The organism is Brevibacterium sp. UCMA 11754, from assembly GCF_021532275.1.
GTDB lineage: Bacteria > Actinomycetota > Actinomycetes > Actinomycetales > Brevibacteriaceae > Brevibacterium.
This window is the reverse complement of the sequence record NZ_JACBOT010000006.1, coordinates 200341-220641: the sequence shown is the minus strand read 5'-3', so window position 1 is coordinate 220641 and position 20301 is coordinate 200341. Positions and strand designations below refer to the sequence as shown.

Sequence of the window (20301 nt, the reverse complement as noted above, 5' to 3'; positions counted from 1 at the left end):
CGGCCGAGGCGGCACCATCCTCGGCACGTCCCGCACCCATCCCTATGAGGCCGGCGGGCCGGAGCGGATGCGCGAGGTGATGACACCACCCACGGCATCGACGCAATCGTTGCGATCGGCGGCGAGGGCACACTGGCTGGGGCCTCCCGACTCGTGAACGAGGAGGGACTCAACATCATCGGTGTCCCAAGACCATCGACAACGATCTCAGCGGCACCGACTACACCTTCGGCTTCGACTCGGCCCAAGCCATCGCAACCGAGTCCATCGACCGCTCCGCCACAACGGCGGAGTCCCATCATCGATGCATGGTCATCGAGGTCATGGGCCGCAACGTCGGATGGATCGCGCTGCATGCGGGAATGGCTGGTGGTGCTCACGCGATCCTCATGCCGGAGTTTCCCGTCTCCTTCGACCAGATCGAGGAATGGGTGACTTCGGCAGGACCCGGGCCGTGCTCCGATCGTCGTCGTGGCCGAGGGCTTCATTCCCGAGGGTCTCGACGAGCAGGTCGCGGACCGGGGTGTCGAAAACAAGGGGCGGGCCTCCCGCCTCGGCGGCATTGCAGACTTCCTGGCGCCGAAGATCGAGGAGATCACACGGGATCGAGGCCCGTGCCACCACCCTCGGCCACCTGCAGCGAGGCGGCTCCCCACAGCATATGACCGAGTCCTGTCCACGCGCCTGGGGATGGCCGGCAGATCTCGCGCACAACGGCGACTGGGGCAAGATGGCCAGTCTCAAGGGCACCGACATCGTCTCGGTCGACATGGCTTCAGCTGTCGACCGACTCAAGTCTGTGCCGCTCCAACGTTGGGAAGAGGCGCAAGTCCTCTTCGGCTAGCCGTCCTGCTCAACGAGGCCGCCTCGCAACGCAGACACGCGTTCAGAGGCCGCGGCAGGCCAACAGTCGGTAAGTTCGTATCGAAAACTACGAGATGTTCAAGGCGGACTTACCGACCGTTGCACTTCTGACCGAGCTCGATGCCATGGGCCGAGGATGTTCTGCGGCAGTGCTTCTGCTCGCGCGTCTGCGTTCGCGTCTGCGTTCGCGGGGACCGCATAGGACAGAGCGAAGAGGGGCACCCACCTGATGGTGGGTGCCCCTCTTGCTGTGCCTGTCGGCTCAGTCTGGTGACTCAGCGACAGGGACGCGACTCAGACGATCAGCTTCAGCTGAAGGCGCCGTAGTCGTAGTCCTCCAGCGGGATGGCGGATCCGGAATCGGAACCGATGCCTGCATAGAAGTCACCGTAGCTGTTCGTGAACATCTCGGCCTTCGCCTCTTCGGTCGGCTCCACCACGATGTCGCGGTGTGTCTGCAGGCCGGTGCCCGCAGGGATGAGCTTACCGAGGATGACGTTCTCCTTGAGTCCGAGCAGGGTGTCCGACTTGCCTTCCATTGCGGCCTCAGTGAGGACGCGTGTCGTCTCCTGGAAGGATGCGGCGGACAGCCACGAATCGGTGGCCAGAGAGGCCTTCGTGATACCCATGAGCTCGTCACGAGCCGATGCCGGCTGGCCGCCTTCGGCGACCACACGACGGTTCTCGCCCTGGTAACGGCCACGGTCGACCAGCTCGCCGGGCAGCAGATTCGTGTCGCCCGACTCGATCACGGTCACGCGACGCAGCATCTGGCGCACGATGACCTCGATGTGCTTGTCGTGGATGCCCACGCCCTGCGAGCGGTACACCTTCTGCACCTGCTCGACGAGGAAGCGCTCGGCCTCACGACGACCGCGGATGCGCAGCACCTGCTTCGGATCGACAGCGCCGATGACCAGCTGTTCGCCAGCCTTGACGTTCTGTCCGTCCTCGACGAGGAGGCGGGCACGCTTGGAGACTGCGTGCTCGATCTCTTCGCCACCGTCATCGGGTGTGATGACGACGAAGCGGGTCTTGCGGCTGTCATCGATCTTGGCACGTCCGGTCGCCTCGGCGATGGGAGCGAAGCCCTTCGGTGTGCGAGCTTCGAAGAGCTCGGTCACACGCGGCAGACCCTGGGTGATGTCACCCGTGGACGCCGCCGCACCACCCGTGTGGAAGGTACGCATGGTGAGCTGGGTTCCCGGCTCACCGATCGACTGGGCAGCGACGGTGCCGATTGCTTCGCCGATGTCGACGAGCTTTCCGGTCGCCATCGAACGGCCGTAGTGCATGGCCGAGATCTGCGTATCGGAATCAGCAGTGAGCACGGAGTGAACCTTGAGCTCTTCGATCCCGGCAGCGACCAGCTTATCGATCGTCTCCGCGGTCACGTCGGTCTTCGCCGGCACGATGACATTGCCATCGGCGTCGGAGACGTCTGCGACCGTGAGACGGCCGTAGAGGCTCGTCTCTGCATACTCGTGTGGAACGAGGTTGCCCTCGTGGTCGCGCTCGGCTGCAGGCAGGGTGATGCCCTTGTTCGTATCGGCTTCAGCAGTGCGGATGATGACGTCCTGCGACACGTCGACGAGACGACGAGTCAGGTAACCGGAGTCAGCGGTACGCAGAGCCGTATCGGCCAGACCCTTACGAGCACCGTGCGAGGCGATGAAGTACTCGAGCACCGAGAGTCCCTCACGGTAGTTCGAGACGATCGGGCGAGGGATGATCTCACCCTTCGGGTTCGTCACCAGTCCACGCATACCGGCCAGCTGGCGGACCTGCATCCAGTTACCTGATGCACCGGACTCCACCAGACGCAGAACCGAGTTCTCCTCCGGGAAGTTAGTCCGCATGACCTGGTCGACCTTCTCGGTCGTCTCGGTCCACAGCTTGACCAGTTCGTTGCGGCGTTCGTCGTCGGTGAGCGCACCGAGTTCGTACTGCTGCTGAACCTTCGTGTCAAAGGCCTCCGCGTCGTCGATGATCTCGGTCTTGGCCTCGGGTGAGACCACATCGGACATCGAGATGGTGATTCCCGAACGAGTTGCCCAGTAGAAGCCGCCGGCCTTGAAGTTGTCCAAGGTGTGTGCGACCTCGACCTTGGGGTATTCCTCGGCCAGGTAGTTCACGATGCGGCTGAGTGCCTTCTTGTCGATCGTGGAGTTCACGTACGTGTAGTCGGCAGGCAGGTAGTCGTTGAACTGTGCGCGACCCAGAGTGGTCTGCACGTCCAGCGGATCGCCGGCCTCCCAGCCTTCGGGAACCTCAAGATCGTCGCCGGGGACGACGTTCTCAAGACGGATCGTGATGACCGAACCGAGGTCCAGCTCTCCACGATCGAAGGCCATGATGGCTTCGCCCAGACCGGTGAAGGAGCGTCCTTCGCCGGCCAGACCCTTGCGCTCGGAGGTCAGGTGGTACAGACCGATGATCATGTCCTGCGAGGGCATGGTCACGGGCTTGCCGTCCGAAGGCTTGAGGATGTTGTTCGCCGAGAGCATCAGCACGCGTGCCTCTGCCTGAGCCTCGGGGCTCAGCGGCAGGTGAACTGCCATCTGGTCACCGTCGAAGTCAGCGTTGAACGCCGAGCAGACGAGGGGGTGCAGCTGGATGGCCTTGCCCTCGATGAGCTGTGGTTCGAACGCCTGGATGCCCAGACGGTGCAGAGTAGGTGCACGGTTGAGCAGCACCGGATGTTCGGTGATGACCTCTTCGAGGACGTCCCACACCTGAGGGTGCTGACGCTCGACCATCCGCTTTGCCGACTTGATGTTCTGCGCATGGTTGAGATCGACCAGACGCTTCATCACGAAGGGCTTGAACAGTTCCAGAGCCATGGTCTTAGGCAGACCGCACTGGTGCAGGTGCAGCTGCGGACCGACCACGATGACCGAACGGCCCGAGTAGTCCACACGCTTGCCCAGAAGGTTCTGACGGAAACGTCCCTGCTTGCCCTTGAGCATGTCCGACAGTGACTTCAGCGGACGGTTGCCCGGTCCGGTCACCGGACGACCGCGACGGCCGTTGTCGAACAGCGAGTCGACGGCTTCCTGCAGCATCCGCTTCTCGTTGTTGACGATGATCTCGGGGGCACCGAGGTCCAACAGACGCTTGAGGCGGTTGTTGCGGTTGATCACACGACGGTAGAGGTCGTTGAGGTCAGACGTGGCGAAACGTCCACCGTCGAGCTGCACCATCGGGCGCAGTTCCGGCGGCACCACGGGAACAACGTCGAGGACCATACCCTCGGGGTTGTTGTCAGTGGTCAGGAACGCGTTGACGACCTTGAGACGCTTCAGGGCGCGGGTCTTGCGCTGGCCCTTACCCGTGGCGATGAGTTCGCGCAGCTTCTCGGACTCGGCCTCGAGGTCGAATTCGAGCAGACGCTTCTGGATCGCCTCGGCGCCCATGGCACCGGTGAAGTAGAGACCGAAACGGTGGAACATCTCGCGGTACAGGCTCTCATCGCCTTCGAGGTCATTGACCTTGAGGCTCTTGAACCGGTCCCACACCTGCTCAAGGCGGTCGACCTCACGGTCGGCGTTCTTGCGCAGCTTCTCCATTTCCTTCTCGGCGACATCGCGCAGCTTCTTCTTTGCCGGGGCGGAGCCGCCGTCGGCCTCGAGAGCTGCCAGGTCCTCTTCGAGCTTCTTGGCACGACGATCGATGTCGGCGTCACGGCGAGTGCCGATCTGCTGCTTCTCGATGTCGATCTTGTTCTGCAGGCTGGGCAGATCACGGTGGCGAGAGTCCTCGTCCACCGAGGTGATCATGTAGGCAGCGAAGTAGATGACCTTCTCCAGGTCCTTCGGTGCCAGGTCCAGCAGGTAGCCCAAGCGCGAAGGAACGCCCTTGAAGTACCAGATGTGAGTGACCGGTGCGGCCAGCTCGATGTGTCCCATGCGCTCACGGCGAACCTTGGCGCGGGTCACCTCGACGCCGCAGCGCTCACAGATGATGCCCTTGAAGCGGACACGCTTGTATTTGCCGCAGGCGCACTCCCAGTCGCGGGTCGGACCGAAGATCTTCTCGCAGAAGAGTCCGTCCTTCTCGGGCTTGAGTGTGCGGTAGTTGATGGTCTCAGGCTTTTTCACCTCACCGTGTGACCAGCCGCGGATGGATTCCGCAGTGGCAAGACCGATACGTAGCTCATCAAAGAAATTGACGTCAGGCACGTAAATCCTCTTTCCTGGCGATGAACGTCGAGTTCATCGCGAAGTTGTGTCGGTTGAAGTGGAAGTCCTCAGACTTCTTCTACGGTCTGGGCTTCACGGCGTGACAGGTCGATGCCGAGCTCTTCAGCTGCCCGGTAGACCTCGTCCTCGCCGTCACGCATCTCAACCTCGGCTCCGTCCGAAGACAGAACTTCGACGTTGAGGCACAGGGACTGCATCTCCTTGATGAGGACCTTGAACGACTCCGGGATTCCCGGATCGGGCAGGTTCTCGCCCTTGACGATGGCTTCGTAGACCTTCACACGGCCCGGGATGTCATCGGACTTGATCGTCAGCAGTTCCTGCAGCGTGTACGCCGCACCGTAGGCCTCGAGGGCCCACACTTCCATCTCACCGAAGCGCTGACCGCCGAACTGTGCCTTACCACCGAGCGGCTGCTGGGTGATCATCGAGTACGGACCGGTCGAACGCGCGTGGATCTTGTCGTCGACGAGGTGGTGGAGCTTGAGCATGTACATGTAGCCGACTGCGATCGGGTACGGGAACGGCTCTCCGGAGCGACCGTCGAACAGCTGGGCCTTGCCCGAGGAATCGATGAGTCGATCCCCATCGCGGTTCGGAGTCGTCGAGTCCAGCAGTCCACGCAGCTCCTGCTCGTGTGCGCCGTCGAAGACCGGGGTCGCCAGGTTTGTGCCGGCCTCGGCTTCGCGAGCGGCATCCGGCAGTTCGGCAGCCCACTCGGGGTTGCCCTCGATCTTCCAACCCTGCTTCGAGATCCATCCGAGGTGGACTTCGAAGACCTGGCCGATGTTCATACGACGCGGAACACCGTGCGGGTTGAGGATGATGTCGACGGGGGTTCCGTCGGCCAGGAACGGCATGTCCTCAACAGGCAGGATGGTCGAGATGACACCCTTGTTGCCGTGACGACCGGCCATCTTGTCACCGATGGTGATCTTACGGCGCTGAGCGACGTAGACGCGGACCATCTGGTTGACGCCCGGCGAGAGCTCGTCGTCTTCCTCGCGGTCGAAGACGCGGACACCGATGACGGTGCCGATCTCGCCGTGCGGCACACGCAGCGAGGTGTCGCGGACTTCGCGGGACTTCTCACCGAAGATCGCGCGCAGCAGGCGCTCTTCGGGCGTCAGCTCGGTCTCACCCTTCGGGGTGACCTTGCCGACGAGGATGTCGCCGTCGGTGACTTCGGCGCCGATGCGGATGATTCCGCGGTCGTCGAGGTCTGCCAGGGCATCCGGCGAGATGTTCGGAATGTCGCGAGTGATCTCCTCGGCACCGAGCTTGGTGTCGCGAGCATCGACCTCGTGCTCCTCGATGTGGATCGAGGACAGAACGTCGTCTTGGACGAGACGCTGGGAGAGGATGATCGCATCCTCGAAGTTGTAGCCTTCCCATGACATGAATGCCACGAGGAGGTTCTTGCCCAGCGCCATCTCACCGTTCTGAGTCGACGGTCCGTCTGCCAGAACCGTGCCTGGCTCGACGCGATCGCCCTCGTCGACGATGATGCGCTGGTTGTACGAGGTTCCGTGGTTGGAACGCTTGAACTTCGAAGCGCGGTAGGTCTGCATCGTGCCATCGTCAGCCAGAACGGTGACGAAGTCGGCGGATACCTCTGTGACGACGCCTGGGCGATCGGCAGTGATGACGTCGCCGGCGTCGACAGCGGCACGGTATTCCATGCCGGTGCCCACGACTGGGGACTCCGACATCACCAGCGGCACAGCCTGACGCTGCATGTTCGCACCCATGAGGGCACGGTTCGCGTCATCGTGCTCGAGGAACGGAATCAGTGCGGACGCAACAGACACCATCTGACGCGCGGAGACGTCCATGAAGTCAATCGTGTCGTACTGGACCAGCTCGGCTTCGCCGCCGCCGCCCTTAGGACGTGCGAGAACTTCGACTTCGGCGAAGCGCTGCTCTTCGGTCAGCGGCGCATTGGCCTGCGCGATGTTGAACTCGAGCTCATCGTCGGCAGTCAGGTACTCGGTGTCATCGGTGACGACACCATCGACGACCTTGCGGTAAGGCGTCTCGATGAAGCCGAACGGGTTGATGCGGGCGTAGGAGGCCAGCGAGCCGATCAGACCGATGTTCGGGCCCTCGGGAGTCTCGATCGGGCACATACGTCCGTAGTGCGATGGGTGAACGTCACGGACTTCCATGGCGGCACGGTCACGCGAGAGACCACCAGGTCCCAGAGCAGAGAGGCGGCGCTTGTGAGTCAGACCCGCGAGCGGGTTGTTCTGATCCATGAACTGCGAGAGCTGCGAGGTGCCGAAGAACTCCTTGATCGCAGCCACCACGGGGCGGATGTTGATCAGGGTCTGAGGCGTGATCGCTTCGACGTCCTGGGTCGTCATGCGCTCACGGACGACGCGCTCCATGCGAGAGAGTCCGGTGCGGACCTGGTTCTCGATGAGCTCGCCGACTGCACGGATGCGACGGTTGCCGAAGTGGTCGATGTCATCGAGCTTGACGTTGAGCTCGATGTCCTCGCCGTCACGGACACCCTTGGAGGTGTCAACGCCTGCGTGCAGGGACACGAGGTAGCGGATGGTCGCAACCACGTCGTCGGTCGACAGGACCGAGTCGCTCAGCGGTGCATCGACGCCCAGCTTGCGGTTGACCTTGTAGCGGCCGACCTTGGCCAGGTCGTAGCGCTTGGGGTTGAAGTACAGGTTGTTGAGCAGGTTGCGTGCCGCTTCAGCGGTCGCAGGCTCTGCCGGGCGCAGCTTCTTGTAGATGTCGAGCAGCGCTTCGTCCTGCGTGTTGACCGTGTCCTTGGCCATGGTCTCGCGGATGGATTCGAACTCGCCGAACTCCTCGAGGATCTTCGCTTCGGACCAGCCGAGGGCCTTGAGCAGCACGGTGACCGACTGCTTGCGCTTGCGGTCAAGGCGAACGCCGACCTGGTCGCGCTTGTCGACCTCGAACTCCAGCCATGCACCACGGGAAGGGATGATCTTCGCGGTGAAGATGTCCTTGTCAGTGGTCTTGTCGACGCTGGACTCGAAGTACGCACCGGGCGAACGCACGAGCTGCGAGACGACGACACGCTCGGTGCCGTTGACGATGAACGTGCCCTTGTCGGTCATGAGGGGGAAGTCACCCATGAAGACGGTCTGGCTCTTGATCTCGCCGGTGTTGTTGTTCATGAATTCGGCGGTCACATACAGTGGCGCCGAATAGGTCATGTCGCGTTCCTTGCACTCATCGATGGAGTACTTGGCGGCTTCGAACCGGTGCTCCCGGAACGACAGCGACATCGATCCACCGAAGTCCTCGATCGGTGAGATCTCTTCGAAGATATCTTCGAGTCCCGAGGTGGTTGCTACGGAATCGTCTCCGATTTCAATGGCCTCGGCGACGCGGTCCTGCCACGCTTCCGAGCCGATGAGCCAATCGAAGCTGTCTGTCTGCAGACCGAGCAGATCGGGAACCTCGAGCGGTTCGCGAATCTTCGCGAAGGAGATTCTCTTGGGGGCGTTAGCGGTCCTGGTGTTATCGTTGGCGGCGGCCAATGGGATCCTTCCGAGTGCTTCACCAATTGATAGGTTGACCCTCCACCCGAAGTCACGTCGACGGCCCCAGGTGTGTCAGATTTCGACACCGGGCGACAACGTGGTTCACTTGAGTGGAAATGAGGTGCCCCCCGCTATATGAAGGCACGCCACAGGCAGATCAACGCAAATATCAAGCTTATAGCAATCGGTCAAGTCATGCAAGACGCTTCTTCCACAGACCGACCCAGGCCCAGGTTGCGAATCCCGCCCTGTCATTGATGAGAAGCATCCACGAGTTCTCCACCGCATTCCACGTGTAGATTCGCTCCACGCCGGTATACTCCGCCAACGCAACGTGATTGGCGATCTTCAGTGCCGCCCCGAGTCCGTGTCCGCGGTGTTCTCGCGTCACCAGAGTCGATCCCTGCCACCCGACCTCAGGGCGTTCGTCGAAGTGCGCGACCTCGGTGAAGCCGGCGGCCGCCTCCCCTTTGAGCGCCAGTGCCGTGCTCACCAGCTCCCGGTCCGTGGTCCGCTTCGCGTCGAGGGCACGGACCCGTGCGGCGTCCCACGCCTCCTCCTCACCGAATTCTTCGGCGCCGGGGGTGTCCGTCGACATCCTCTGGTGCAGAAGTGCGACCGCGTCGAGCCGATGTTCAGGCGTCGGCCCGTCCCACGTCTCGATCGTGTAGCCGGCTTCGCCTTCAAGCAGCTCGAGCGGTGCTCCGTGGCGGAATTCGCCACGGAGCACCGCTCGAGCTGCTTGAAGGCGAAGCCGTGTCGGATGAGGAAGGCGACGTCCGGCTGATTCGCGGGCAGACTTCCCGTGCCGGAATCGGCCGCGAGATGCGCACCCCGCAGATCGGCGTCACGAGCCGATGGGGGGATCTCGCAGTAGCTGGTCAGCTGTGTTCGGCCCTGAGCTGCCAGATTCGTCTCCATCTCAGCCAGCAGTTCGGAACCCAGTCCCTGTCCGCGCAGCTCAGGGTGGACCGAGCACCACACGTCGGCGACATCGAGGTTGTCCTGCAATGCCAGGTAGGCGATTCCTTTGGCCACGATGGCCCGGCCGAGCCGACCGATCCACGTCTGATTGCTCAGGTATTGCGTGGGTGAGAGCAACTCCCGCCGCACCTCGTCTGCGCGGGGGTCGAAATCGGTGCCGAGCCCCGATGCTTCGTTGATGAGCGTATCGAAGTCGAGCACCTCGGCGAGGATGCTCTCGATCTCTTCGCCACTGCGAGATCCGGCTGGGATGTGAGTGATCTCCATGGGCTGACATTCTAGACTGCACCCATGGTCAATGTCAGTGTTCTCTCTCAGAATCCGGCCGCGGTCAACTGCGGAATCATCACCGGCTCCCGCGCCAGCCTCATCGTCGACTCGGGCCCGGGGCCCAGCACGGCGAAGCATCTGGCCGACACGGCACAGCATCTGAGCCTCGAGGTCACTGGCGGCGTCAATCCCATTGAGGCCGTCATCACTCATGACCATTGGGATCATTTCTTCGGCAATGCCACCCTGGCCGCAGCGGGAATCGAGACCTTCCACGTCTCCGAGTCCTTCGCCGGAGACCAGGAGGCGACCGCATGGATCGCCCTCGACGCCGTCCGCAACGCCCCCGAGACCGCCGAATTCGCATCCGAGCTGCCCGAGGATCCGAGCGACCTCATCGTCGACGTCTCCCCCGTCGATGCCGTTGAGTCGGAGGTTGTGCTTGACCTCGGGGACTGTCGGGTCGAATTCCACGTGTTGGGCGGGCATTCCACAGCAGATCTCGTCGTGCGCCTGCCCGATCAGGGCATCGTGTTCACCGGTGACCTGGTGGAGGAGGGAGCTCCCCCACAGGCAGGCGACGATGCTTCACTGAGCGAGTGGGTGACCAGCCTGCACACGCTGCTGTCCTTCCCCGAGACCACAGTGTTCGTACCCGGGCATGGAGTGCCCGTTGACCGGGACTTCGTCGAACGTCAGCTTGAGGACATCGACGGTCTGAGATCGAAGCAAGCCGACGCCGAGGTGGCTCTGCCCGCTCGTGTCATGCCGGGTGACCATGACCGGAGCTTCCCCCGCGAGCAGGTCATCTTCCCTGCCGGTGCAGGGCGGTGACGAGGTCTGAGCCGATGGCGCCGAACAGAGTCTGCGCCCACACGCTGTCGCCTTCGACATAGGGCCGATCACCGTCGAAGATCCACTGCAGTTGGTTGCCGCGCTGTCGGTCGTTCTGACAGCTTCCGCAGACGGGCACGCGCACACCGGAGGCATCGGCATCGAGGCGCGTCGTGGACTGCGCCTCTCCGTGCAGCGGATTGATGGTGCACAGACTCTGCGGCAGTCCGCTTCGTGCACCGGGACTGGGCTTCCTCTTCCTGGCGGCACCCACCTCGGCGATTTCGCGTCCCGCCTGCCGGAGGAGGACCATCGCTCCGGCCAGATCGATGCGTTCGGATGTTTCATCGCCGACGATCGTGCGGGCCATCTGATAGGCGTCGAGTCCGAGCTCGACGCTGGCAGCACTCACCGCGTTGAGATTCTGCGTCTGCAGCCGATCGATCTCCCCGGCCAGTTGCGTCGTGTCGGCATTGATGTTCTCGCGCAATGATCGCCGCTGCAGGCTGTCGACGCGGTTCAGCAGCCGATCGGGCAGCTGGAATCGCTGCTGCGTCCGCGTCACCTCGCGACGCTGCCGTCGCGAGCGGGTGAACCAGATACCGGCGATGACGAGAGCGAGGATGAGTACCGCCCCGCCGAGGAACATCGGAGCAAAGGAACCCGAGCCGTCAACGGTCTGGACCTCGCTGCCGGGCGCTTCCTGGCCGGTGACGGCTTCTTCTTGCTTGTATTCCTGCGGTTGCGCATAGAGGTCGAGGAGGATGTTGAGCTTCGTCGTCGACGGAGAGCTGCTGTTCCACTCGTCACGGGCGATGGACAGCTGATCCATCACCTGCATACTGAGATCATGGTTGTCCGCGAAGTTCACATCGACAGCGATCTGAGATTCGCCGTTGATCATGACGAACGAACCTTCGCCCCCGTTGAACACCTTGATCTGCTCCAGCAGATCTCGGTTCAGGGAGTGCTCATCGATCGCGATGACATAGACGTCATAGTCCAATCCCTTCGCCTTCTCCCGAGCCTGGTTGATGAGATCCGCATTGAGAGACCCCTCGACCGCCCCGTCGAAGTGGAACGGGTCGTCTTTGAGTGCCTCGGCAATCTGCTGTGCATCAGTTGTCACGTGTTCTGCTTCCTCTTCTTGATCGCCCTCCACGCCAGGACTCCCCCGATTCCCAGACCACCGCCGACGAAGAGGCCAAGCGCCGCACCCCCGACGGCTGCGCCGCTCGAATAGGCCAACGTGCTCGGATCGGTGGAAGTGTCCTCATCGACGACGATCGGCTGCAGCTCGTCGTCGAGACTTCTCGAGCTGCTGGACTTCGAGTCCTCGACTTCGGCCGCCTTGAGCGCTTCCACGTATCTGCGCGCCACGGCCGAATGATTATCGTCGACGTCTGTGGCGACATCGTAGGAAGCCACGCGCCGGCCGGCTCCCTTGTCGGCAATACCTTCGGTCACTCCCCCGATCACGACCACTGTGGCGCGCTTGTCGGGCAGCTCCTCGGCGATCCGCCCGGCCAGAAGTTCAGATTGTCCATCCGCATCATCGACCTGCGAGGTGGCCAGGAACGCGACGTAGATCGGCATGTCGAGGTCTTTGACTTCGGCTCTGACCGTCGCCAGGTTCTCGTCATCGACTTCGAATGCCTGATAGGCGTCGATATAGATCGGGTCGGACTGCAGCGACTCTGCGATCTTCTGGTACCGACTCCGATCGTAGTTCGGGTCGTAGCGGCCCTCGATACGATCGAGATAGATCGAATCGACCGTGATCGTGTCGCCCTTTTCAGCGACGATGCGAGCATCTCTGGCCGCGTCGAATTCGGAGTAGCTGTAGATCGACGAACCGGTTGCGACAGCACCGAAGATGATGATCGCCGCACCCAATTTCGCTGCCGTGTTCATCTTCGTCCTCCTGTCGCGGACGCAGACGGTGTTCCCAGCCCCTCAAGGACTGCGTCCTCGAGGGGCTGAAAGCTGCCGAACCCCGACAGTGCGTAGACATCGGAGCGCTGATAGTAGGGAACGGGCTTCTTCGATCCGGGCCGTTTGGGCACCATAAGGCACTCCGGTTCGTGCCCGTCGTTGATTTCACGGCGACAGCGATCGCACCTGTCGACTGTCAGAGTGGTCCCGTCCTGTTTGAGCGCGAACGTCTCGACCTTGTTTCGGTGGTGGGGGAAGATGAAGCAGAACCGAGGTGCTTCGGAGCTGACCTTTGTCGAACCGCGAAGCCGAGCACGTACCCATTTGTGCGTGCTCAGCAGGTTCTCAACACCGAAGCGATGCGAGAAGTCGACGCTCTCAGCCCAATCGGGATGAGCCGTGATGAGCGATCTGATCGCCTCTTGCACTCGTCGACCGCGGTCATACAGCGACCACATCTCTTCGGTGGAATCCTGCGGCTCGGGAAGCGGTTCGAGCGCACTCTCTACGCGCTCAGGCAGCTGCTGCGTCCTGACGGGGTCCGGTTTCGTCGTCAGTGAGTTCCGCCAGGAGTACTTTTCCCGACGGCGCAGCACCCAGATGCTCAGCCCCAGGGCGGCAATTGCCGTCGCACCGAAGACGAGGGCGTCCGGGTTGCCATTGTCCAGTCCGGTGGCTTCGATATAGTCCTCATTGCGATCCCCTGCATCGCGAGTGTCGAAGTCCGGGGGCGCCGGAGGTTCGGCCCCTTCACAGCCGCGACGAGAATCTGCAGCTGATAGGGCACTGCCAGTTCGACAGGCAGAAAGTCGTCACTGGACGAACGGGCCAGAAAGTCCGAGCCCGGCGGTATAGCCGGCCCATTCGCATCGACGAGATAGGCGTAGGATCGAGCGGCATCGTCTGCCTGGCTGAAGAGGACGATGGTCTGTTCTCCGCCGCTGTCTTTGTGCATCGCATATGCGAGGTCAGAGGTGAAACGGGCCCATTTCGACTCGTCTGATCCCGGCAGCGCAGGCGTAATCGCGACGAAATGGGAAACGCCCGACTGCCCTGCCTGCTTCGATGCGTGCTCGACCGCCGTCTTCTGACTGTCGGTGAGTCCCGGCGCAATGATCGGATCGATGTAAAGAGGATCGCTCTGCCAGGCGTCACGGAGTGTGGAACTCAGCCTCTTCAGCAGTTTGGTGTCAGTGGCGCTGTCAGCCACCACCTAAGAATAGGTCAGGGCAGGCTATCGCCGAAGTCGCAGCACGTTGCGGTCCTGCAACATCGCCGGCTCGCACTGTGAATGCGAAGAACCCCACAGCATCGGCTGTGGGGTTCTTCGAAGCGGCAGCAGTCAGACTGCTGCCAGAGAAATCACTTGAGGGTGACGGTTGCGCCCGCGCCCTCGAGGGTTTCCTTGGCCTTCTCGGCTGCGTCCTTCGACACGCCTTCGAGGACAGCCTTAGGAGCGCCGTCGACGAGGTCCTTGGCTTCCTTCAGTCCGAGGGAGGTGAGCCCACGAACTTCCTTGATGACGGGAACCTTCTTCTCGCCGGCCGATTCGAGGATGACGTCGAATTCGGTCTGCTCTTCGGCAACCTCAGCAGCGGCAGCAGGTGCAGCGGCAACAGCAGCGGCAGGTGCAGCAGCTTCAACTTCGAAGACCTCTTCGAACTTCTTGACGAAGTCGGAGAGTTCGATCAGTGTGAGCTCTTTGAAGCCTTCGATGAGCTCTTCGGGGGTGAGCTTAGCCATGGTGGCCAGTCCTTCCTTTGGTGGTCACTTTGAGCGACCGGGTTTATGGGGTGTTGCTCAGGCGTCTGATGCAGGAGCGTCGTCCTGCTTCTCGCGCAGAGCGTCGACAGTGCGCACGGCCTTGACCATCGGAGCGGTGAATAGGTAAGCCGCCTGGTGGAGGCTTGCCTTCATTGCACCAGCTGCCTTTGCAAGCAGCACTTCGCGTGGTTCGAGGTCGGCGAGTTTGTTGACATTCTCAGCACTGAGGACGGCACCATCCCAGTAGCCGCCCTTCAATACGAGCTGAGAATTCGCCTTGGCAAAGTTACGCAATGCCTTTGCAGCCTCTGGTGGTTCACCGTTGACGAATGCGATCGCGGTGGGTCCGTTGAGGAACTCATCGAGATCGTTGATTCCGGCTTCTTTGGCTGCAATAGCAGTGAGCGTATTCTTTACCACGGCGTAGCTGACGTTCTCACCGAGTGAAACGCGCAGATCTTTCATCTGCGCAACGGTGAGACCGCGGTACTCGGTCAGCAACACAGCGTCGGAGTTCTCAAACTGCTGTTTGAGCTCCTCTACTGCGGCTGCCTTGTCTGGCCTCGCCATGGTAGTTCCTTTCGTAAGTCGTGCGATCGTGTCCCAACACCAAAAAAGCGCTCCACGCAGGTATGCGTGAAACGCTTCGAATGATGAGTCCATAGGAACTCATCGGAAGAATCTCGTGCTCACCTGCGCAGGTCACTCCAGTGGAGTCTTCGTTTCCGGGCAACAGGATCCGATTGCGAATTCTGCTGGTTCCGAAAAGACCGACGGTCTTGGGTAGTTGAAGTCTATCGAAGGACTTCGCGCCAAGTCCAATCGATGATAGAGATGCTGGCCACACCTCCCAAAACTACCTGACGGCGGCCCAGCAACCTCGCGCGAGGTATCTGGGCCGCCGTCAGGTAGCAGTTGGGATCAGTACTCGATGACTACTCGGCCGTCGATCTTGCCGTGGATCATCTCGTCGAAGATCGCATTGATGTCCTCGAGCGGCCGCTTGGTGAACGTCGGGTGGATCTTGCCCGCTGCGTAGAACTCCAAGGCTTCCACCATGTCCTGGCGGGTGCCGACGATCGAACCGCGGATCGTCAGCCCCTTGAGGACGATGTCGAAGATCGGCGCCGGGAACTCGCCCGGGGGCAGCCCGTTGAAGACGATGGTGCCGCCTCGGCGAGTCATTGAGATCGCCTGCCCGAACGCTTTCGGGTGCACCGCCGTGACGAGCACACCGTGTGAGCCTCCAACCTTCTCCTGGATGATGTCGGCCGGCTCCTCAGCAAAGGCGTTGACCGTAATCTCCGCTCCGTGCTTCTTCGCCAGCGCCAGCTTGTCATCGGCGACGTCGACGGCGATGACGCGCATCCCCATCGCCACCGCATACTGCACGGCGATGTGGCCGAGCCCGCCGATGCCTGAGATGACGACCCATTGGCCGGGCTTCACCTCGGTGCGCTTGAGTCCCTTGTAGACGGTGACGCCGGCACACAGGACGGGCGCAATCTCATAGGGGTCGGATCCCTCCGGGATGATGGCGGCGAACTTCGTGTCGACGAGCATGTACTCACCGAACGATCCGTCGATTCCGTAGCCGCCGTTGACCTGCTGCTCGCAGAGCGTCTCCCACCCTTGGCGGCAGTGCTCGCATGTTCCGCAGGCACTCCACAGCCAGGCGTTTCCGATCATCTGTCCGACCTTGACATCGGTGACGTCGGGCCCGACTTTCTCGACGGTTCCGACGCCTTCGTGGCCGGGGATGAGGGGAACCTTCGGTTTGACCGGCCAGTCGCCGTGCGCCGCGTGCAGGTCGGTGTGGCAGACCCCCGAGGCGATGAGTTTGATCAGCGCCTGCCCGGGACCGGGCTCGGGAATCTCGTTGTCTTCGACGGCGAGATCCTTGCCGAATTCTTTGACGACTGCTGCTTTCATGTCTGACATCATGGACTCCTTTGTAATGATGGTTGATGAGGCGCTGCGGGGTTTGAACTTGTGGTGGAACTACCTGACGGCGGCCCAGCAACGTGGCGCGAGGTTGCTGCGCCGCCGTCGGGTAGCAATTGGGGTCAGAAGAAGCCCTGGGCGTTCTCCGAGTAGCTGACCAGCAGGTTCTTCGTCTGCTGGTAGTGATCGAGCATCATCAGGTGGTTCTCACGTCCGATGCCCGACGCCTTGTAGCCTCCGAAGGCCGCATGTGCCGGGTAGGCGTGGTAGTTGTTGACCCACACACGACCGGCCTGGATGTCCCGGCCCGCGCGGTAGGCGGTGTTGCCATTGCGCGACCAGACCCCGGCGCCCAGTCCGTAGAGAGTGTCGTTCGCCGTGGCGATGGCATCGTCGTAGTCGCTGAAGGTGGCTACCGAGACGACGGGGCCGAAGATCTCCTCCTGGAAGATCCGCATCTTGTTGTTGCCCCTGAAGATGGTCGGCTGCACGTAATAGCCGCCGGACAGGTCCCCGCCGAGGTCGGCCCGGGCTCCGCCGGTGAGCACCTCGGCGCCCTCCTGCCTTCCGATGTCGAGGTAGGACATGATCTTCTCGAACTGGTCGTTCGAGGCCTGCGCACCCATCATCGTGTCGGTGTCGAGAGGGTTGCCCTGCACGATCTTCTTCGTCCGTTCCGCAACCGCTTCGAGGAAGGGATCGGCGATCGATTCCTGGACCAGTGCGCGCGACGGGCAGGTGCAGACCTCGCCCTGGTTGAGGGCGAACATGGTGAAGCCCTCTTGGGCTTTGTCCCAGTAGGAGTCATCTGAGGCGTTGACGTCGTCGAAGAAGATGTTCGGGGACTTGCCGCCGAGTTCCAGGGTGACCGGGATGATGTTCTGCGAGGCGTACTGCATGATGAGGCGGCCCGTGGTCGTCTCACCGGTGAACGCGATCTTCGAGATCCGCTTGTTCGATGCCAGGGGCTTGCCCGCTTCGAGCCCGAAGCCGTTGACGACGTTGAGGACTCCCTCGGGAAGCAGGTCCGCAATGAGTTCCATCAGCACGAGGATCGAGGCCGGAGTCTGCTCGGCAGGCTTGAGGACGATGGCATTGCCTGCGGCCAGCGCCGGCGCGATCTTCCACACGCCCATGAGGATCGGGAAGTTCCAGGGAATGATCTGGCCGACCACGCCGAGCGGCTCGTGGAAGTGATAGGCCACCGTGTCGTCATCGATCTGAGAGAGGCCGCCCTCCTGTGCCCGGATCGCCCCTGCGAAGTAGCGGAAGTGATCGATGGCCAGGGGAATGTCGGCGTTGAGGCATTCGCGGACTGCCTTGCCGTTGTCCCAGGTCTCGGCCACCGCGATCATCTCGAGGTTCTCCTCGATCCGGTCAGCGATCTTGTTCAAGATCACGGCGCGCTCCGCAGGCGAGGTCTTGCCCCAGCCGGGAGCCGCCTTGTGGGCGGCGTCGAGTGCGAGTTCGATGTCCTCTGCGGTGCTGGCGGGCACTTCGCAGAACGCCTTGCCCGTAATCGGTGTCGGGTTCTCGAAATAGTTCCCGTTGACGGGAGCGACCCACTGTCCGCCGATGAAGTTCTCGTACCGTGATTTGAAGGTGACGAGCGATCCGTCTTGACCAGGCTGAGCGTAAACAGTCATTGCAACTCCTTTGATGCGTATGCGGCGATCGGATGTCTGTCTCCGATTGCTCCACACACTACGCAGGGCAACGTTGCATGTGGGTTGCATCACATAGGAAGAGCCGTCAGCTCCAGGTCCTTAGACTCAGTATCCGAGGGACCTGCTCAGTATCCGAGGGCTTCGAGTCGCACGACGGCCGCGTTGCGTTCGGGTGCTTCGGGTGGGGCCAGGCGCAGCACCGACATCAGCACTTCCGAATCCTCGCGAGCTTCGGCCAATCCCGCATAGCGCCACAGCTGCTGCCAGGTTCCGTTCTGCAGCAGACTCTCCCGAATCAGCGCCTGCAGCTCAGCACCGATCTCCCGGACGCCGGGCGCATCGGAATCGGGCAGCACCTGCCCCTGATAGAAGTTGAGCGCGGTCTCCACGTCCCCTTGGGCCAGGCCCCGGTGCGTGCGCTCGACGTCGCTGTCGATGTCTCCCCGCAGTCGGTAGGGGCGGGCATCGAGGCGCAGGTCGCCGAGGTGGTCAATCGTTCTGCGCAGACGCGCGATCTCCGCCCGGACAGTGACTTCACTTCCACCGAGCGCCCACAGCCGGTCAGCGAGCCCGGCGCTGCTGATGCCGCCGGGGTTGCGCGCCAGGAGCAGCAGGATCTCAGCATGTCGTCCCGACAGTGTGATTCGGGTGCCGTCAGGGCTCGAGAGCTGGGGACGGGCCCCGGTGACTTCGAGATAGGCACCGTCACCGGTACCGACAGGAGACAGTCCACCGGAGTCCGGGGTGTAGAGCTTCGACAATCCGGCGCCGGCGGCCTGAGCCGTGGAATTCAGCAACGGCAGGACGATGGACGATACCGCGTCATCACCGCCGGTGACGTCGATGATGCCCAGCACCTGACCGGTCAGCGGATGGGTCACTGGCACTGCACTGCAGCTCCACGAGTGCACCTCGGCGGAGAAGTGCTCGGCCTGACTGATCTGCACGGCAGTGCGCGAGCGCAGAGCGAGTCCGGGAGCGGAGGTCCCCATCACGTCCTCCGACCAGTCGGTGCCCGGCACAAAGCCCATGGACTCGGCACGATTGCGGACGGCGCGCTCACCCTCGACCCACAGGAGACGCCCCTGCTCATCACCGAGCGCCACGAGCAGCCCTGCCTCCTTGGCAGGTTCGATCAGATGCGACTGCAGCAGGCCCATGATGGAGTGGAACGGATGACGACGCCTCACCTCGGCGAGCTGATCGGCCTCATAGGCCATGCGCACACGTACTCCACCCGGATCGCGAAGACGGCCGAGGGATCGGTTCCAGGACTCGAGGACGGCTGGACGGACTCCCGGGCCCGAAGTCTCCGGTGCGGTCAGTGATGCCAGATTGTCATGGGCACGACGGACAATGCGCTGATAGTCATCGCGAAGCAGCGGAGTCGAATGCATGGCGGAGCTGTCCACCTCCATCGGCGGTTGGCACACAGTGATCGTGGGTGCTCACAATCTATCCGCGATACCTGATCCAGGCAACACCGAATGAAGGTTCTCAGGGAACAGAAAGGGCGGGAAGTGATTATCTCACTTCCCGCCCAGAACTGCTGAACGCGGTTCAACCCCTCAAAGAGATCAGACCACGCGCATCGATGAACCGTCGATCGGAACGGCAGGACCGTTCGATGTCGTCACGGTTGCCTTCGAAATGTAGCGGCCCTTCGAGGAACTCGGCTTCAGACGAAGAACCTCTTCGATCGCTGCATCGAAGTTCTGCTGCAGTGCTTCCTCGGAGAAGGAGACCTTTCCGATGATGAAGTGCAGGTTCGAGTGCTTGTCGACGCGGAATTCGATCTTTCCGCCCTTGATCTCGGTCACGGCCTTGGCGACATCCATGGTCACGGTGCCGGTCTTGGGGTTCGGCATCAGGCCACGTGGACCCAGAACCTTACCCAGACGTCCGACCTTGCCCATCATGTCAGGGGTGGCAACAGCCGAGTCGAAGTCGGTGAAGCCGTTGGCCACCTTCTCCAGCAGGTCATCGGAGCCGACGAAGTCAGCACCTGCTTCACGGGCAGCTTCTGCACGGTCGCCGGCAGCGAACACCAGGACCCGAGCGGTCTTACCGGTACCATGCGGAAGGTTGACGGTGCCGCGCACCATCTGGTCCGCCTTACGTGGGTCGACACCCAGGCGGAGGGCGACCTCGACTGTGGCATCGTACTTCGCCACTGTGGTCTCTTTGGCCAGGGCGATTGCCTGAGCCGGTTCGTATGTCACATCTGCGGCGATCTTCTCTGCCGCGGCCTGATAGGCCTTTGAACGCTTTGCCATCTGCTTCTCTCCTTGCAGTCGTGGTGCGGGC

General features: G+C 62.2%; 15 protein-coding genes and 1 pseudogene. 2 read left to right on the top strand and 14 right to left on the bottom strand.

Translation table 11 applies throughout. From position 1 onward, the window contains the following. Window positions 1-844: pseudogene (locus tag HX613_RS03585) on the top strand (ATP-dependent 6-phosphofructokinase); the annotation flags it as partial. Window positions 845-1172: 328 nt separating this feature from the next. Here the strand turns inward: HX613_RS03585 and HX613_RS03580 are convergent. The 4 genes from HX613_RS03580 to HX613_RS03565 all read right to left on the bottom strand — a co-directional run bounded on the left by HX613_RS03580 (window position 1173) and on the right by HX613_RS03565 (window position 9847). Beyond that, complete coding sequence (locus tag HX613_RS03580) at window positions 1173-5045, bottom strand: DNA-directed RNA polymerase subunit beta' (RefSeq protein ID WP_328284889.1); 3873 nt, start codon at window positions 5043-5045, stop codon at window positions 1173-1175. A 68-nt stretch (window positions 5046-5113) separates the two neighbouring features. Continuing rightward, a complete protein-coding gene (gene rpoB / locus HX613_RS03575; protein WP_204234744.1) occupies window positions 5114-8593 on the bottom strand; it encodes a DNA-directed RNA polymerase subunit beta in 3480 nt (1159 codons plus the stop codon). 196 nt (window positions 8594-8789) lie between these two features. After that, complete coding sequence (locus HX613_RS03570) at window positions 8790-9194, bottom strand: GNAT family N-acetyltransferase (protein ID WP_328284888.1); 405 nt, start codon at window positions 9192-9194, stop codon at window positions 8790-8792. Further along, the gene (locus HX613_RS03565) at window positions 9086-9847 is read right to left on the bottom strand and encodes a GNAT family N-acetyltransferase (RefSeq protein WP_235344103.1); all 762 of its coding nucleotides are present in this window, start codon (window positions 9845-9847) and stop codon (window positions 9086-9088) included. Before HX613_RS03565 ends, HX613_RS03570 begins: the two co-directional genes overlap by 109 nt. Before the next feature lie 24 nt (window positions 9848-9871). Between HX613_RS03565 and HX613_RS03560 the strand changes: the two genes are divergently transcribed. Continuing rightward, complete coding sequence (locus HX613_RS03560) at window positions 9872-10684, top strand: MBL fold metallo-hydrolase (RefSeq protein WP_235344102.1); 813 nt, start codon at window positions 9872-9874, stop codon at window positions 10682-10684. On the opposite strand, the gene HX613_RS03555 is transcribed toward HX613_RS03560, so the two are convergent. The 10 genes from HX613_RS03555 to rplA all read right to left on the bottom strand — a co-directional run bounded on the left by HX613_RS03555 (window position 10656) and on the right by rplA (window position 20270). Then, window positions 10656-11813, bottom strand: a complete 1158-nt coding sequence (locus HX613_RS03555) for a hypothetical protein (protein WP_235344101.1) — start codon at window positions 11811-11813, stop codon at window positions 10656-10658. The two genes, HX613_RS03560 and HX613_RS03555, sit on opposite strands and share 29 nt — an antisense overlap. Next, window positions 11810-12598, bottom strand: a complete 789-nt coding sequence (locus HX613_RS03550) for a hypothetical protein (RefSeq protein WP_235344100.1) — start codon at window positions 12596-12598, stop codon at window positions 11810-11812. The genes HX613_RS03555 and HX613_RS03550 overlap by 4 nt, the downstream gene beginning before the upstream one ends. Further along, window positions 12595-13215, bottom strand: coding sequence for a hypothetical protein (locus HX613_RS03545; protein ID WP_235344099.1), 621 nt, complete (start codon window positions 13213-13215; stop codon window positions 12595-12597). The genes HX613_RS03550 and HX613_RS03545 overlap by 4 nt, the downstream gene beginning before the upstream one ends. Window positions 13216-13223: 8 nt before the next feature. Continuing rightward, a complete protein-coding gene (locus HX613_RS03540) occupies window positions 13224-13829 on the bottom strand; it encodes a hypothetical protein (protein ID WP_235344098.1) in 606 nt (201 codons plus the stop codon). 152 nt (window positions 13830-13981) lie between these two features. Then, window positions 13982-14362, bottom strand: coding sequence for a 50S ribosomal protein L7/L12 (rplL, locus tag HX613_RS03535; protein WP_198398449.1), 381 nt, complete (start codon window positions 14360-14362; stop codon window positions 13982-13984). 57 nt (window positions 14363-14419) lie between these two features. After that, a complete protein-coding gene (gene rplJ, locus HX613_RS03530; RefSeq protein WP_143921969.1) occupies window positions 14420-14953 on the bottom strand; it encodes a 50S ribosomal protein L10 in 534 nt (177 codons plus the stop codon). A gap of 351 nt (window positions 14954-15304) precedes the next feature. After that, window positions 15305-16324 carry an alcohol dehydrogenase AdhP gene (gene adhP / locus HX613_RS03525; RefSeq protein WP_235344110.1) on the bottom strand — a complete coding sequence of 340 codons (1020 nt, stop codon included), beginning with the start codon at window positions 16322-16324 and terminating at the stop codon, window positions 15305-15307. A gap of 125 nt (window positions 16325-16449) precedes the next feature. After that, a complete protein-coding gene (gene exaC, locus HX613_RS03520; protein ID WP_235344097.1) occupies window positions 16450-17973 on the bottom strand; it encodes an acetaldehyde dehydrogenase ExaC in 1524 nt (507 codons plus the stop codon). A gap of 146 nt (window positions 17974-18119) precedes the next feature. Then, entirely contained in the window at window positions 18120-19412 is a 1293-nt protein-coding gene (locus HX613_RS03515) for a GAF domain-containing protein (RefSeq protein WP_235344096.1), read from the bottom strand. Window positions 19413-19571: 159 nt separating this feature from the next. Then, window positions 19572-20270, bottom strand: coding sequence for a 50S ribosomal protein L1 (rplA, locus tag HX613_RS03510; RefSeq protein ID WP_143921973.1), 699 nt, complete (start codon window positions 20268-20270; stop codon window positions 19572-19574). Between the last annotated feature and the right edge of the window lie 31 nt (window positions 20271-20301).